Raw genomic sequence first — 14,511 nt, forward strand, 5'->3', positions numbered from 1 at the left:
CGGCTGCGCGTAGACTTGGGCCGGTAGCTCGCCGGAACCTGCCATGCCCCACGCCGACATCCTCCTTGCCCTCCTGCTCCTGGTCGCCCTCGCCATCCTCGTCCTGCAGGTGGTGCTGTTGCGCCGCGGGCGCGCCGACGAGGGCCTCGCCATTCGCCTGGATGCGCTGAAGAGCGACGGCGAGCGCCTCGAGCGTGCGTTGCGCGAGGAACAGCGCGCCGGTCGCGAGGAGCTGCAGCAGGGCTTCGATCGCTTCCGCAACCATGTCGCCGACCAGCTGGGCGGCATGTCGCGCCAGCAGGCCGAGCGCATCGACGGCTTCGGCCAGCGCCTGGACGGCCTCACCACGCGCACCGACGCCGGCCTGCAGGGCCTTGCCCAGCGCCTCACCGACGATGCCCGCAAGAGCCGCGAGGAAATGGTCCTCACCCTCACCCGCGCCAGCGACCAGCAACGCCAGCAACTGGCCGCGCTCACCGCCGACAACGAAAAGCGCATGGGCGAGGTGCGCGCCACGCTGGAGACCAAGCTCAAGGCGCTGCAGGAGGACAACGCCGCCAGGCTCGAACAGATGCGCGCCACCGTCGACGAGAAGCTGCAGAGCACGCTGGAGACGCGCCTGGGCCAGTCCTTCCAGCTGGTGTCCGAGCGACTCGAAGCCGTGCAGCGCGGGCTGGGCGAGATGCAGAGCCTGGCCAGCGGCGTGGGCGACCTGAAACGCGTGCTCTCGAACGTGAAGAGCCGCGGCATCCTGGGCGAGGTACAGCTCGGCGCATTGCTGGAGCAACTGCTCACCCCCGAGCAGTACGAATCCAACGTCGTCACCGTGCCCGGCTCCAACGAGCGGGTGGAGTTCGCCATCCGCATGCCCGGCCAGGGCGACGTCGCCCAGCTCTACCTGCCGATCGACGCCAAGTTCCCGGTCGAGGACTACCAGCGCCTGCTCGAGGCGCAGGAGCTGGCCGATGCCGAAGCGGCCGCCGTCGCCGGCCGCGCGCTGGAATTGCGCGTGCGCGAGGAGGCCAAGCGGATCAGGAGCAAGTACGTCGCCGCCCCGCACACGACCGACTTCGCGGTGCTGTTCCTGCCGACAGAGGGCCTGTACGCCGAGGTGATCCGCCGCCCGGGCCTGTTCGAACTGCTGCAGCGCGAGCACCGCGTGGTGGTCGCCGGTCCGACCACGCTGAGCGCCCTGCTCAACAGCCTGCAGATGGGTTTCCGCACGCTGGCCATCGCCCAGCGCAGTTCCGAGGTATGGAACATCCTCGGCGCGGTGAAGACCGAGTTCGGCAAGTTCGGCGACGTGCTGGAGAAGGTCAAGAAGAAGCTGGACGAGGCCGGCAGGCACATCGACGCCACCGGCGTGCGCACTCGTGCCATCGAGCGCAAGCTGCGCGGCGTGGAGTCGCTCTCGGGCGAGGTCAGCCAGCAACTGCTCGGGGTGGTCCCGGAGATCGAGGAAGACCTCGAAGAGGACCTGGGCTGAATCGCGGCGACCGGCGCGCATCCGTTCCGGGGGCCAGCCCGTAAGAGCTGGCACGCTTCCGCATGGGAGGCGCTTTGCACATGCCCGGGAGCCAACGCGCGGCATGCCCGGTAAACTTCAACGACCGCAAGCCGAGTATCCGCATGAGCGATTCCAGCAACCCCAACGACGTCACCCAGGCCCAGGCCGAGGAAGCCGTGCGCACGCTGCTGCGCTGGGCCGGCGATGATCCCTCGCGCGAGGGCCTGCTGGACACGCCGCGCCGCGTCGTCAAGGCCTATCGCGACTGGTTCTCCGGTTACGCCGAGGACCCGTCCGAGTTCCTCAAGCGCACCTTCAAGGAGGTCGAGGGCTACGACGAGATGGTGGTGCTGCGCGACATCGAGTTCGAGAGCCATTGCGAGCACCACATGGCGCCGATCATCGGCCGCGCGCACGTGGGCTACCTGCCGACCAACCGCGTGGTCGGCATCAGCAAGCTGGCCCGCGTGGTCGAAGGCTACGCGCGCCGCTTCCAGGTGCAGGAGAAGCTCACCGCGCAGATCGCCCACTGCATCCAGGAACACCTGAGGCCCGCCGGCGTGGCGGTGGTGATCGACGCCAGCCACGAGTGCATGACCACCCGCGGCGTGCACAAGCGCGGCGTGTCGATGGTCACCAGCCAGATGCTCGGCGCCTTCCGCGACGACGCGCGCACCCGCGCGGAGTTCCTGCAGTTCATCGGGATCCACGGCGCACGCTGACGTTTCGCCGGCGCCGGCCGATACGGCGGCGCCCTCCCCCCGGCTCCCTCGCGTGCGCAGCCGGCCTGGTGCGCCACCGTGCCGACCGTACGCTGTACGCCGCCAAGCGCGCCGACGCAACCGCGTCGCGGCCGCGGACGAGGTGCTGGACCCGCTTGCCGCCAGGGCGGGCAGCCTGCTCCAATGCCTCGATGCGCCGCCTGCTTCCGCTCCTGTCCCTGCTCTGCGCGACGGCCCAGGCGACCGACTACCCGACCGCGGTTGCCGCCTACCTGGCGCGATTCGACCGGGATGGCGACGGGCGCATCGCGACACAGGAATACGTCGACTACCTCAGCGCCGGCTTTCGCGAGATGGATGCCGACGGCGACGGCGTGCTCGAGGCCGATGAGCTGCCGCCCGGGCCGCGCCGCGTGCCCCGTTCGCTGGCCGCGTTCCAGGCGGACCTGCGCGCGCAGTTCCGCCGCTCCGACCGCAACCACGACGGCTTCCTCAGCGCGCGGGAGCTGGCACAGCCGCCCGGATAGGTAAAGCCCGGCCCTGCATCCGCCGCACCGCGCCCGTGCCGCGCACGCAGCAATCCGGCCACACCGATGCGTTATCGTGCGCGCTTCGTTCGCCGGCGAGCCGCGCATGGATTCGAACCACACCGCACTCAGCGACACGCGCCGCCGCGCGGCGGTGGTCTTCATCTTCGTCACCGTGCTGCTGGACATGCTGGCGTTCGGCATCGTCATTCCGGTGCTGCCGCACCTGATCGAACAGCTGGCCGGCGGCGGCATCGCCCGGGCGGCGTGGTGGGTGGGCGTGTTCTCCACCGTGTTCGCGGTGGTCCAGTTCGCCTTCTCGCCGGTGCAGGGGGCGTTGTCGGATCGCTTCGGACGGCGGCCCGTGATCCTGATCTCCAACCTGGGCCTGGCGATCGACTTCGTGATCCTGGCGCTGGCGCCGACACTTTGGCTGCTTTTCGTCAGCCGCACGCTGCTGGGCATGACCGCGGCGAGCTTCACCACCGCCAACGCCTACATCGCCGACATCACCCCGAAGGAAAAGCGCGCGGCCGCCTACGGGATGCTGGGCGGCGCGTTCGGGCTGGGCTTCATCGTGGGACCGGGACTGGGCGGCTTCCTCGGCGACATCTCGCTGCGGCTGCCGTTCTGGGTAGCCGGCGGCCTGGCGCTGTGCAACTTCCTGTATGGCTACTTCATCCTGCCCGAGTCGCTGCCCAAGGAGCGGCGCACGCCCCGCTTCGAGTTGCACAGCGCGCATCCGCTCGGCTCGCTGAAGTTGCTCCGTCGCTATCCGCAGGTGCTCGGGCTGGGCTTGGTGATGTTCCTGGTGTACCTGGCGCACTACGTGCTGCAGACCACTTTCGTGCTGTACGCGGACTATCGCTACGGCTGGGGTCCGCAGGCGGTGGGTTTCGTGCTGATGCTGGTCGGTGCCTGCGACGGTTCGGTACAGGCCTTCCTCACCGGCCGGCTGACGCCGCGCTTCGGCGAGCGGCGCGTGCTGCTGGCGGGCATGGCCTGCGGCATCGGCGCGTTCCTGCTGATGGGCGTGGCCAAACAGGGTTGGCTGTTTCTCGCCGGCATCCCGCTGATGGCGCTGTGGAGCCTGTCCGGACCACCGATCCAGGCGATCATGACGCACCAGGTCGATCCGTCCGAACAGGGGCGGCTGCAGGGCGCGATCACCAGCCTGGGCAGCTTTGCCGGCATCTTCGGGCCGTACCTGTTCGCACAGGTGTTCGCTTTCTCGATTGCGCCCACGTCGCCACTGCACCTGCCGGGCCTGGCGTTCGTGCTGGCGGCGCTGCTGCTGGTCGTCGGCACCCTCATCGCCGCGCGCGTGACCGCGCACACCGCCCCACTGGCGGGCACCGAACCGATCGACGAGGCGGCGCACGCTCCCGGCGCGCTGCCGCACGATTCCTCTCACTGACGCTGGAGTTCTCCATGACGCTTTCGATGTACCAGGCTTCCATCCCCGTGTTCGTGCGCGCCCTGTCCAACCTTGCCCACGTGCTCGCGAAGGGCGAGGCGCATGCCAGGGCCAAGGGCGTGACCGACGAGGTACTGCTGAACACCCGCCTGATCCCCGACATGCTGCCGCTGGTCAAGCAGGTGCAGATCGCCTGCGACATGGCTGCGCGTGGCGCGGCCCGGCTGGCCGGCGTGGAACCGGCCTCGTTCGAGGACAACGAGACGACGCTGGAGCAGCTCTACGCGCGCATCCGGCAGGTCATCGACTATGTGCAGGGCTTCGGTGCGTCGCAGATCGACGGCAGCGAAGGCCGCGACATCCACCTGAAGATGCGCAACGGCGAGCTGGACTTCAACGGCCAGGATTACCTGTTCACCTTCGTGATCCCGAACCTGTACTTCCACTGCACCACCACGTACGTGATCCTGCGCGAGGCGGGCGCAGAGCTGGGCAAGACCGACTTCATCGCCGGCGCCCGGCAGTAGCGTTTCCCAACGGCGCGACGGCATCCCGTCGCGCCCGGCTGAACGGTAGCGATGCGCCGGCTTTCCGGCACATCGCGAAGCGTGACGGCGCGCACACTCGCCGTCGACGGGTGGCCCGGCCCCTGCTTGTCCCTGCGCGAGTCTCCACTTCCCCGAGCAGATCATGGACAGCTTCTACGAGTGCATCATCGCCGGCGGCCCGCAGCACGGGCTGGTCTTCAAGCGCCCGCTGGATGCCCGCCACGCCACGCCGCTGGCGATCGTCACCGACGATGGGCAGCTGTGCACGCCCGCCGCGCGCAAGTTCGGCTCGCGCGTGGTGCTGCTGCACCCGCAGGCCACCGGCGAGCAATTCCTGACCATTCTGGCGGCGTAGTGGCATGCTGCGTCAGGACCGCGCGGCCGCGCCCGAGCGGCGTCCGGAGCCGGTGATGGCAGCGCCTGCCGCACCGCGTCACCCGCACCTGCCTTGTTCCGGCGCGTCCGACCCACGGACAATACGCGGCCTGGCGTAACCCCGACCGCATCCCGTCGCGGCCGCCGCCGATCCCTAGCGAGCCCATGCTGCGACTGACCGACATCAAGCTTCCGCTCGACCATCCGCCCGAGGCGCTGACGGCGGCGATCCTTGCGCGCCTGAAGTTGCCCGCGTCGGCGCTGCGCGGCTTCAGCGTGTTCCGCCGCGGCTACGATGCGCGCAAGCGCGGCGCGATCGCGCTGATCTATACGCTCGACGTGGAACTGGCCGACGAGGCGGCGGTGCTGGCGCGCTTTGCCGACGATCGCCACGTGCAGCCCACGCCCGATACCGGCTATCACCCGGTGGCCCGCGCACCGGCCCGACTGGAACATCGGCCGGTCGTGATCGGCTTCGGCCCCTGCGGCATCTTCGCGGCGCTGATCCTGGCGGAGATGGGTTTCGCGCCCATCGTGCTCGACCGCGGCAAAGCGGTGCGCGAACGCACGAAGGACACCTGGGACCTGTGGCGCAAGCGCCACCTCCATCCGGAGTCGAACGTGCAGTTCGGCGAGGGCGGCGCGGGCACGTTCTCCGACGGCAAGCTGCACAGCCAGATTTCCGATCCGCACCACCACGGGCGCAAGGTACTGACCGAGTTCGTCAAGGCCGGCGCGCCGGAGGAGATCCTCTACGTCAGCAAGCCGCACATCGGCACTTTCCGGCTGGTGACCATGGTGGAGAACATGCGCGCGACGATCCAGGCGCTCGGCGGCGAGATCCGCTTCGACCAGCGCGTGGACGACCTGCTGGTCGATACCGGTCCCGACGGCAGCCGCCACGTGCGCGGCGTGCGGCTGGCCGACGGCGGCGAGCTGCGCTCGGACCACGTGGTGCTGGCGGTCGGCCACAGCGCGCGCGACACCTTCGAGATGCTGCACGCGCGCGGCGTGTACGTCGAAGCCAAGCCGTTCTCGATCGGCTTCCGCATCGAGCATCCGCAGTCGCTGATCGACCGCGCCCGCTTCGGGCCCCAGGCCGGTCATCCGATGCTGGGGGCGGCCGACTACAAGCTGGTCCATCACGGCAACAAACCAGGCCAGAGCGGCCGCTCGGTGTACAGCTTCTGCATGTGCCCCGGCGGCACCGTGGTCGCAGCCACGTCCGAGCCCGGCCGCGTCGTCACCAACGGGATGAGCCAGTACTCGCGCAACGAGCGCAACGCCAACGCGGCGATCGTCTGCGGGATCACGCCGGAGGACTTCGCACCCTACGGCGAGGGGCCGCTGGCCGGCATCGCGCTGCAGCGGTACTGGGAGTCGCACGCGTTCGCCATGGGTGGCGGCGACTACAGCGCGCCGGCACAGCGGGTGGGCGATTTCCTGGCCGGGCGGCCTTCGCGCGAACCGGGCGAAGTGTTGCCCTCGTACAAGCCCGGCGTGCAGCTGACCGACCTCGCCACCGCCCTGCCCGACTACGCCATCGGGGCGATCCGCGAGGCGCTGCCGCTGTTCGACCGGCAGATCCGTGGCTTCGCCATGCACGACGCGATGCTGACCGGGGTGGAGACGCGCACCTCCTCGCCGGTGCGTGTCAGGCGCAACGAGGGCGACTACCAGAGCCTCAACACGCGCGGGCTGTTCCCGGCCGGCGAGGGCGCCGGCTACGCCGGCGGCATCCTGTCGGCGGCGGTGGATGGGATCCGCGTGGCCGAAGCGGTGGCGCTGGCGATCACGGCCTGAACCCGCCCGACCTGAAGCCCCGCTCCGGAACGGAAGCATGGGCATACGCGCATGGGCCGGGACCTCAGTCCGCGTCGCGCTCCTGCTCCAGCCACTCCCCGACCGGCGCCGGGTGCCCGAGCAGGTAGCCCTGCCCCAGCTCGCAACCCATCTCGAGCAGCGCCTCGCACTGTGCGGGCGTCTCGATGCCTTCGGCGATCACCTGGATGTCGAGCGCACGCGCCAGCGCCAGGATCGCGGCGACCACGGTGGTCGCGGTGGTGTGCTCTTCCTCGCCAAGCGCATGCACGAACGCGCGGTCGATCTTGAGCATGCGCAGCGGCAGCGAGTGCAGGTAGCTCAGCGAGGAATAGCCTGTGCCGAAATCGTCCAGCGCCGCACCCACGCCAATGGCGCGCAGGCGTTCGAGCATCGTGCGCACCTGTTCGGGGTTGTCCAGCAGCGAGCCCTCGGTGACTTCCACGATCAACCGAGAAGGTGGCAGACCGGTGCGTTCGAGCAGTCGTACCAGGCGCGCGTCGAAGTCGCCATGGCGCAGGTGCAGCGCGGACACGTTGAAGGTCAGGAACGTGCTCTGGTCGTCCAGCCCCAGGAAACGCTCGCAGCCGCGCTCGAACAGCCGCCAGTCGATCGACTCGATGTGTCCGCTGTCGTGCGCCACCCGCAGGAAGTCGGCCGGCCCGAGCACGCCCAGCTTCGGGTGGTTCCAGCGCAGCAGCGCCTCGTAGCCGACCACCGCGCCGTCCTCCAGCCGGCAGAACGGCTGCAGGTAGGGTTCGAACTCGTCGCGCACCAGCGCCTGGCGCAGCTCGCCTTCCATCATCAGCACGTCGACCACGTTCTTGGCGAGCGTCTCGTCGAACAGCTCGTAGCGGTTGCGACCCTGCTCCTTGGCGCGGTAGAGCGCGATGTCCGCGTCACGCAGCACTTCGTCGGCGGTGGCGTAGCTGCCGTCGCCGATGGCGATGCCCATGCTCGCCGAGGGTGCCAGCTCGCGCCCGGCGATCTGCATCGGCACGCCCAGCGCATCGAGCACACGCTGTGCCACGGCGATCGCGGTCGCGGGAATATCGATGTCCTCCAGCAGGATCGCGAACTCGTCGCCGGCCAGCCGCGCCACCACGTCCGGGTCGCGCACGCAATCGTGCAGGCGGCGGGCAACCTCCTTGAGGAACGCATCGCCGGCCAGGTGGCCGAGACTGTCGTTGATGACCTTGAAACGGTCCACGTCCAGGTACAGCAGCGCGCAGCGACGCCCCGGCTCGCGCTGCAGGATGGCCAGCACCCGCTCCAGCCGATCACGCAGGAACCCGCGGTTGGGCAGGCCGGTGAGCGCGTCGTGCATCACCTCGTGCTGGAGCTGGCTCTGCACGCGCTCGCGCTCGGCGATTTCCTGGCGCAACTCGGCGGTGCGCTCGGCCACGCGCAGTTCCAGTTCCGCGTACGCGCGCTGCAGCGACACGGCGGCACGGCGACGGTGGATGCTGTTGGCGATCTGCAACGCGGCGAAGGTCAGCAGCTCCTGGTCGGCCTGGTCGTAGTCGATCGAGGGCGTGTAGCTCTGCACCGCGACCAGCCCGATCGCCTCCTCGTCGACCCGCAGCGGCACGCCCAGCCAGCACTCCGCCGGACGACCCACGCGCACCAGGTCGACCTCGCCCTGCCGCGCCAGCGCCAGCGTGTCTTCGTGGAAGGCCAGCAGGGGCCGCCCACTGCGCAGCACGTACTCGGACAGGCCACGGCCCAGCGGACGCTCCTGCGCCTTGCGCACGCCCGCATCGACGTAATAGGGAAACACCAGCTTCTTGCGGTCGGGCGAGAGCAGCGCGATGAAGAAGTTGTCCGCATTGATCAGCTCGCCGACCACCGCGTGCGTGCGTTCGTAGAACTTGCTCTCGTCGATGTCGGCCGTGGCCAGCTGCGCCAGGTGGAACAGCGCCGCCTGCAGCCGTTCGGCGCGCTGGCGCTCGAGCACCTCCTGCTGCAGCCCCCGATTGGCCTGGGCCAGTTCCTGCGTGCGCAGGCGCACGCGCTCCTCCAGCTCGTCCTTGCTCTGCTTGCGCTCCAGCGCGGTCAGCACGTGGCTGCCGACGAATTCCAGCAGCGCGCGGTCGTCCTCGGAGAAGCCGATGCCGGCCTGGTAGCTCTGGACCACCAGCGCGCCATGCACCTGGCCGTCGCGCAGCATCGGAACGCCCAGCCAGTCCACCGACTCCGGGCCGGACGGGGCGAAGGTGCCCGACACCTGCCGCCTGATCTGGTCCAGGCTGCCCATCAGCGCCTTGCCGCCGGTGAGCAGGTGCCAGGTCATCGAGTCGCGCAGGCTTTCCAGCGGCACGTCGCGGCTGGTGTCCGGGGCGTCGGTGTCCTCGACGTCGGCGTAGTAGATGAAGCGCATGGTGCCCTGCTGCGGGTCGCTGCGCACGATGAAGAAATTCTCCGCGTACATCAGCGTGCTCACGATGCCGTGGAGGCGCCTGAGCATCTCGGGCATGTCCAGCTCCGAGCCGGCCAGGTCGGAGATCGCGAACAGCGCGCGCTGGAGCACTTCGGAGCGCACCAGTTGCTTGTGCGAGTCTTCCAGGTCGGCCAGCTTCAGCGCACGCTGCAGGTAGGGTCCGGCCAGCGCCAGGAAGGGCTCGAGCCGGACCAGCAACGGTTCGGGCGCCTGGCCGCGTTCCAGTTCGAGGATCAGGAAAGCGCGCTCCTGGGGTGGCAGGCGCAGCACGAGCTCCTGTCCCTCGTGCACGGGACCGCGCGGGTTCGACGCCAGCAGTGCACGCGCACGCTCGATGTGCGCGTAGTCGGGCACCAGGCCGCGGCTGCTGCAGGCCCGCGGCAGGCCGCTGCCGGTCCAGGCGACGACCGCGCCAAGGCAACCGGCCAGGTCGTGCGCGAACGCGGCGACGACCGCCGCGACCTCGGCGGGCGTCATCGCCTCCACCAGGCGGGCCAGCCAGGTTGCCTCGCCCTGCAGCGACGGCAGCGGGTTGGGCCCGGGCAACTTCATGCACGCGCTCCACGTCGTCCGGCTCGGTTGCCACCGATCCGGTCGTGCGCCCCTGCAGAGCAACAGCGCCGCTTCATGGGATTGCCGTGATGCCCCCAGTGCCCACCCATACACTGATGCATACCACAAGATCGGCCGACGTGGACGACTCTTGAGTCGCGCGCAGTGCTGCACCGCGGTGGACCCACCGGCCCGGGCTAGAATCGCACCATGCTCACCGATGCCACCAAGGACGCGATCCGCGCCGCCTACGCGCGCCTGAAGGAAGGCCTGCCCGGCTTCCGCCCGCGCGCCGCGCAGGGCCGGATGATCGCCGAGGTGGCCAAGGCGCTGGCGACCGCGGGCGGCGCCGCGGTGGTCGAGGCGCCGACCGGCACCGGCAAGTCGATGGCCTATCTGATCGCCGGCATGGAGGTGGCGCGCGCGCAGAAGAAGAAGCTGCTGATCGCCACCGCCACGGTGGCGTTGCAGGAGCAGCTGGTCGAGCGCGACATCCCGCTGTATCTGAGGCTCCACGGCAGCGAGGCGAAAGTGGCGCTCGCCAAGGGCCGCGGCCGCTACCTGTGCCCGCGCAACCTGGCGATGGCGCGCCAGAGCCTGGGTGGGGGAGCCAGCCAGCTGGGCCTTGGCTTCGACGCTGACCTGACGCTGTGGTCCAAGCCGCCGGCCGAGCGCGACCGGCAGGCGCTGTCCAGGCTCGCCGGAGCGTTCGAGCGAGGCGAATGGAACGGCGACATGGACGCGGCGCCCGAGCCGGTCGGCGATCTGCTCAGACCCATGCTCACCACCAGCGCCGGTGGCTGCACCGGACGCAAGTGCACGCACTTCATGAACTGCCCGTTCTTCGCCGCGCGGCGCGCCGTGGCGGATGCCGAGCTCATCGTCGCCAACCAGGATCTGGTGCTGGCCGATCTCACCATGCCCGGCGAGGACGAGGGTTGGGGCGGCGTGATCCTGCCCAAGCCGAGCGAAACGCTGTACGTGTTCGACGAGGCGCACCACGTGCCGGCCAAGGCGATCGACCGCGGTGCCGCCGAGGTCTACCTGGGCGCCAGCGTGCGCCAGCTGAGCCGCCTCGCGCGCCAGGTGCATGCGGCCTACTCGCTGACCGACAAGGAATCGCTGGGCAAGCTCGCGCTCGATGCGGGCGACGCGAAACTGCAGGAACTTTCCGACGGCCTGGAGGAACTGGAAAAGACGATCCGCCTGGCCTGGCTGCCCGATCCGGCCGAGAACGAACCGATGTACCGCGGCTCGCTCGGTCAGTTGCCGGAGGACTGGGTAGCGCAAGCACAGGCGCTGCATGCGCAGACCGCCGAGATCCAGCGCTGGCTCACCGCCGTGCGCCGCGCGGTGGTGGAGATGACCGACGGCGGCCCGACCCAGGAAGCGCTGGCACGCGAGCTGGGCATGGCCATGGAGCGGCTCGACCGGCAGGAGCGCACCTGGCGCGCCTGGGCCGGCGACGATGCCGAGAACGCCCCGCCGCTGGCGCGCTGGGTGACGCTCGCCGGCGACCAGCAACTCGTCTGCCACGCCTCGTCGGTCTCCGCCGGCGGCCTGCTGCGGCACGTGCTGTGGAACAACGCCAGCGGCGTGGTGCTGACCTCGGCCACGCTGAGCGCGGGCGGCAACTTCCGCGGTTACGCCGATGCCGTCGGCCTGCCGGACGAGGCCGTCACGCTGAGCCTGCCCTCACCGTTCGACCTGGCCGCGCAGGCGCGGCTGGAAGTACCGGCGATCGACGTGCTGCCGGACGCGCGCGAGGCGCACGCGCAGGCGATCTGCGACTGGCTGGCCGAGCACCTGGACTGGAGCGCCGGCAACCTGGTGCTGTTCACCTCGCGCGCCAAGCTCGACCGCGTGCTGCAGCGCCTGCCGATCGACAAGGTGCGCAAGGTCCGCGCGCAGGGCTCGCTCGGCAAGGCGCAGCTGATCGCCGGGCACGTGGCGGATGTCGAGTCGGGCAAGGGCAGCACGCTGTTCGGACTGGCCTCCTTCGGCGAGGGCCTGGACCTGCCCGGCAAACTTTGCGAGACGGTGGTGATCACCCAGCTGCCGTTCGCGGTGCCGACCGATCCGGTCGGCGCGACCTACGCCGAATGGCTGGAGTCGCGCGGACGCAATCCGTTCCTGGAAGTGAGCATCCCCGAGGCCACGCGCCTGCTCACGCAGTATTGCGGGCGACTGATCCGCAGCGAGACCGACCGCGGCCGCATCGTGCTGCTGGACCGGCGCGTGGTGACCAAGCGCTACGGCGCGGGCATGCTGCGCGCGCTGCCGCCGTTCCAGCGGGTGATCGAGCGCGTCGCCTGACCCGGCACACCCCAGTGGGAGCCCACTCGTGGACGATGCTCCTGCTCCGGGTGGCTCAACGAGCATCGCCCACGAGTGGGCTCCTACAATGGAGGCTTTGCCGCCGGGCTTTGCCGTGTCCGATTCGATCCTCCGCCTGCACGATTGTCCTGCCCGCCCCTGGAAGAACGGCCTGGGCCGCACCCGCGAACTGTCCGTGGCACCGCACGGCGCCGGCATGGACGACTTCCTCTGGCGTGTGAGCGTGGCCGAGGTAGACAGCGCGGCGCCGTTCTCCGCCTTTCCCGGCATCGACCGCACCATCGTGCTGCTGGAGGGCGACGGTTTCACCATGACGCTGGACGACGGCCGCACGCATGCGCTGACCGAACCGTTCGTGCCCTTCGCATTTCCGGGCGAGGCGCAGGTGGCGGTCACGCTGGCCGGCGGCGCCACCCGCGATTTCAACCTGATGGTTCGTCGCGGACGCGCGCGCGGGCGCGTTGCTGTCTGGCGCCAGCCCGCGGATGCCCGGCTGCAGACCAACACCGTGCTGCTGTACTGCGCACGCGGGCGTCTGGAGGTCGGCGATGCGATGTTGCAGCCCGGCGATGCGTGGCTGCCCGATGCGACGGCTCCGGTACGGCTGCAACTGACGCCGGGCGCGGTGGTGCTCGCCGTGGATGTGCAGCCTGCCGGCTGAGCTGCCTGCCGCGCGGTGATGCCGTCGTCACGGCAACTGGTCGATCCGCCCCTATGATCGGTGACAGCCCCAGGGAGAAGCGCGATGCAGTTGATGATCTATGGCCTGTTCGTCTTCCTCGGTATCCACGTGGTGCCGCTGGTCTTTCCGCGCTGGCGCCGCCGGCAGATCGACCGCCTCGGTGAGCGCACCTGGAAGGGCGTGTTCGCCCTGGTCGCGCTGGCCGGGCTGGTGCTGACCGCCATCGGCTTCGGCCGGGCGCGGCGGCTGCCGCTGGTGCTCTACGCGCCGCCGCCGTCCATGGACCATCTCAACGCGCTGTTCACCCTGGTGGCCTTCGTGCTCGTCGTGGCGGCCTACGTGCCGCGCAATCACATCAAGGCGGCGCTGGGCCAGCCGATGCTCCTGGGCGTGGTGGTCTGGGCGTCGGGCCACCTGCTCGCCACCGGCATGCTGCACGACGTGGTGCTGTTCGGGATCTTCCTGTCCTGGGCGATCCCGATGGCGGTCTGGCTGCGCCAGCGCGACCGGCTGGAAGGTATCGTCTACCCCGCCGGGACATTGCGCGGCGATGCGATCGCGGTGGTGGTCGGCGCCGGCGCATGGTGCCTCTTCGCGTTCTGGCTGCACGGCTGGCTGATCGGAGTCGACCCGATGGCCGCGATGCACTGACGGGTGCCGCCAGTCATCTACGCGCCGGGGATCCGCCGCGCTAGAGTGCCCTCCCCGCCACCCCGAGGTCCGGTCATGGTCGGTTTCCTGCTCTGGTTGCTGCTGCTCGTGTTCTGCTGGCCGTTGGCACTGCTGGCGCTGGTGCTCTGGCCGCTCGTCTGGTTGATCTCGCTGCCGTTCCGGCTGGTAGGGATCACCCTGCACGCGGTGTTCGCCTTCCTCGGCGCGCTGCTGATGCTGCCTGCCCGCGTGCTGCGCGGCCGCCCGGCCTGAGGTGGACAAGCCGTTCGCGCCGGCCTGCGAACGCAACCGCGAGCCGATCCTCGGCGTGCTGCGCGAGGTCTTCGCGCAATGCACGCGCGTGCTGGAGATCGGCAGCGGCACCGGCCAGCACGCCGTGCATTTCGCCGCCGCCATGCCGTGGCTGGACTGGCAGTGTTCCGACCGCGCCGAGTACCTGCCTGGCATCCGCGCCTGGCTTGACGAAGCCGGATTGCCGAATACGCCCGCTCCGATCGAGCTGGACGTGGCGGGTCACTGGCCATCAGCCCGCTACGACGCGGTGTTCAGCGCCAACACGCTGCACATCATGGGATGGGCGGAAGTCGGACAGCTGTTCGCACACCTGTCCGCCATCACCACCGATGATGCCGTGCTGGCGATCTACGGTCCGTTCAACCGCGACGGCCACTTCACCAGCGACAGCAACGCAGCCTTCGATCGCTCGCTGAAGCTGCGCGACCCACGCATGGGCCTGCGCGATGCGGAGGCGGTGGATGCGCTGGCAGGCACCGCCGGGTTCGTGCTGCTGGAAGATCGCGCGATGCCCGCCAACAACCGCTGCCGCGTGTGGCGCCGGCTAAGTGCCGCGTGACGGGTACCGTCGACCGGTCCCCGGTTGACGCCGGGTTGATCGCCATGCGTGCCTCATG

Annotated in this window: 13 protein-coding genes; 12 read left to right on the top strand and 1 reads right to left on the bottom strand. The window is 69.9% G+C overall.

The window, feature by feature from the left end; translation table 11 throughout:
• The first annotated feature begins 43 nt into the window (after positions 1 to 43).
• The 7 genes from LQ771_RS13390 to LQ771_RS13420 all read left to right on the top strand — a co-directional run bounded on the left by LQ771_RS13390 (position 44) and on the right by LQ771_RS13420 (position 6,899).
• On the top strand, positions 44 to 1,486 hold the full coding sequence (locus LQ771_RS13390) for a DNA recombination protein RmuC (RefSeq protein WP_231349895.1): 1,443 nt from the start codon (positions 44 to 46) through the stop codon (positions 1,484 to 1,486).
• Positions 1,487 to 1,629: 143 nt separating this feature from the next.
• The gene (folE, locus tag LQ771_RS13395) at positions 1,630 to 2,229 is read left to right on the top strand and encodes a GTP cyclohydrolase I FolE (protein ID WP_231349896.1); all 600 of its coding nucleotides are present in this window, start codon (positions 1,630 to 1,632) and stop codon (positions 2,227 to 2,229) included.
• Between the two features lie 191 nt (positions 2,230 to 2,420).
• Complete coding sequence (locus LQ771_RS13400) at positions 2,421 to 2,756, top strand: EF-hand domain-containing protein (RefSeq protein ID WP_231349897.1); 336 nt, start codon at positions 2,421 to 2,423, stop codon at positions 2,754 to 2,756.
• Between the two features lie 106 nt (positions 2,757 to 2,862).
• On the top strand, positions 2,863 to 4,173 hold the full coding sequence (locus LQ771_RS13405) for a TCR/Tet family MFS transporter (RefSeq protein ID WP_231351918.1): 1,311 nt from the start codon (positions 2,863 to 2,865) through the stop codon (positions 4,171 to 4,173).
• 14 nt (positions 4,174 to 4,187) lie between these two features.
• On the top strand, positions 4,188 to 4,700 hold the full coding sequence (locus LQ771_RS13410; protein WP_231349898.1) for a DUF1993 domain-containing protein: 513 nt from the start codon (positions 4,188 to 4,190) through the stop codon (positions 4,698 to 4,700).
• A gap of 163 nt (positions 4,701 to 4,863) precedes the next feature.
• Entirely contained in the window at positions 4,864 to 5,076 is a 213-nt protein-coding gene (locus LQ771_RS13415) for a hypothetical protein (RefSeq protein WP_231349899.1), read from the top strand.
• A 185-nt stretch (positions 5,077 to 5,261) separates the two neighbouring features.
• Positions 5,262 to 6,899: an NAD(P)/FAD-dependent oxidoreductase gene (locus LQ771_RS13420; RefSeq protein ID WP_231349900.1), complete on the top strand. Its 1,638-nt coding sequence runs from the start codon at positions 5,262 to 5,264 to the stop codon at positions 6,897 to 6,899.
• 64 nt (positions 6,900 to 6,963) lie between these two features.
• On the opposite strand, the gene LQ771_RS13425 is transcribed toward LQ771_RS13420, so the two are convergent.
• Positions 6,964 to 9,909, bottom strand: coding sequence for a bifunctional diguanylate cyclase/phosphodiesterase (locus LQ771_RS13425; RefSeq protein WP_231349901.1), 2,946 nt, complete (start codon positions 9,907 to 9,909; stop codon positions 6,964 to 6,966).
• A 210-nt stretch (positions 9,910 to 10,119) separates the two neighbouring features.
• Here LQ771_RS13425 and dinG point away from each other — a divergent pair, with 210 nt between their 5' ends.
• The 5 genes from dinG (at position 10,120) to LQ771_RS13450 (ending at position 14,453) form a co-directional block, all read left to right on the top strand.
• Positions 10,120 to 12,225 carry an ATP-dependent DNA helicase DinG gene (gene dinG / locus LQ771_RS13430; protein WP_231349902.1) on the top strand — a complete coding sequence of 702 codons (2,106 nt, stop codon included), beginning with the start codon at positions 10,120 to 10,122 and terminating at the stop codon, positions 12,223 to 12,225.
• 115 nt (positions 12,226 to 12,340) lie between these two features.
• Positions 12,341 to 12,907, top strand: a complete 567-nt coding sequence (locus LQ771_RS13435) for a HutD/Ves family protein (protein ID WP_231349903.1) — start codon at positions 12,341 to 12,343, stop codon at positions 12,905 to 12,907.
• An 84-nt stretch (positions 12,908 to 12,991) separates the two neighbouring features.
• The gene (locus LQ771_RS13440) at positions 12,992 to 13,579 is read left to right on the top strand and encodes an NnrU family protein (RefSeq protein ID WP_231349904.1); all 588 of its coding nucleotides are present in this window, start codon (positions 12,992 to 12,994) and stop codon (positions 13,577 to 13,579) included.
• A gap of 75 nt (positions 13,580 to 13,654) precedes the next feature.
• The gene (locus tag LQ771_RS13445; RefSeq protein ID WP_231349905.1) at positions 13,655 to 13,852 is read left to right on the top strand and encodes a hypothetical protein; all 198 of its coding nucleotides are present in this window, start codon (positions 13,655 to 13,657) and stop codon (positions 13,850 to 13,852) included.
• A gap of 1 nt (position 13,853) precedes the next feature.
• Positions 13,854 to 14,453: a DUF938 domain-containing protein gene (locus LQ771_RS13450; RefSeq protein ID WP_231349906.1), complete on the top strand. Its 600-nt coding sequence runs from the start codon at positions 13,854 to 13,856 to the stop codon at positions 14,451 to 14,453.
• Positions 14,454 to 14,511 lie beyond the last annotated feature (58 nt).

This window comes from Frateuria soli, assembly GCF_021117385.1.
Lineage (GTDB): Bacteria > Pseudomonadota > Gammaproteobacteria > Xanthomonadales > Rhodanobacteraceae > Frateuria_A > Frateuria_A soli.

Bases quoted from the DNA above. Each gene is read 5' to 3' on its own strand.
- LQ771_RS13420 (WP_231349900.1), top strand. From the start codon at position 5,262: ATGCTGCGACTGACCGACATCAAGCTTCCGCTCGACCATCCGCCCGAG.
- LQ771_RS13400 (WP_231349897.1), top strand. From the start codon at position 2,421: ATGCGCCGCCTGCTTCCGCTCCTGTCCCTGCTCTGCGCGACGGCCCAG.
- LQ771_RS13390 (WP_231349895.1), top strand. From the start codon at position 44: ATGCCCCACGCCGACATCCTCCTTGCCCTCCTGCTCCTGGTCGCCCTC.
- LQ771_RS13410 (WP_231349898.1), top strand. From the start codon at position 4,188: ATGACGCTTTCGATGTACCAGGCTTCCATCCCCGTGTTCGTGCGCGCC.
- folE (WP_231349896.1), top strand. From the start codon at position 1,630: ATGAGCGATTCCAGCAACCCCAACGACGTCACCCAGGCCCAGGCCGAG.
- LQ771_RS13405 (WP_231351918.1), top strand. From the start codon at position 2,863: ATGGATTCGAACCACACCGCACTCAGCGACACGCGCCGCCGCGCGGCG.
- dinG (WP_231349902.1), top strand. From the start codon at position 10,120: ATGCTCACCGATGCCACCAAGGACGCGATCCGCGCCGCCTACGCGCGC.
- LQ771_RS13415 (WP_231349899.1), top strand. From the start codon at position 4,864: ATGGACAGCTTCTACGAGTGCATCATCGCCGGCGGCCCGCAGCACGGG.
- LQ771_RS13440 (WP_231349904.1), top strand. From the start codon at position 12,992: ATGCAGTTGATGATCTATGGCCTGTTCGTCTTCCTCGGTATCCACGTG.
- LQ771_RS13425 (WP_231349901.1), bottom strand. From the start codon at position 9,909: ATGAAGTTGCCCGGGCCCAACCCGCTGCCGTCGCTGCAGGGCGAGGCA.
- LQ771_RS13445 (WP_231349905.1), top strand. From the start codon at position 13,655: ATGGTCGGTTTCCTGCTCTGGTTGCTGCTGCTCGTGTTCTGCTGGCCG.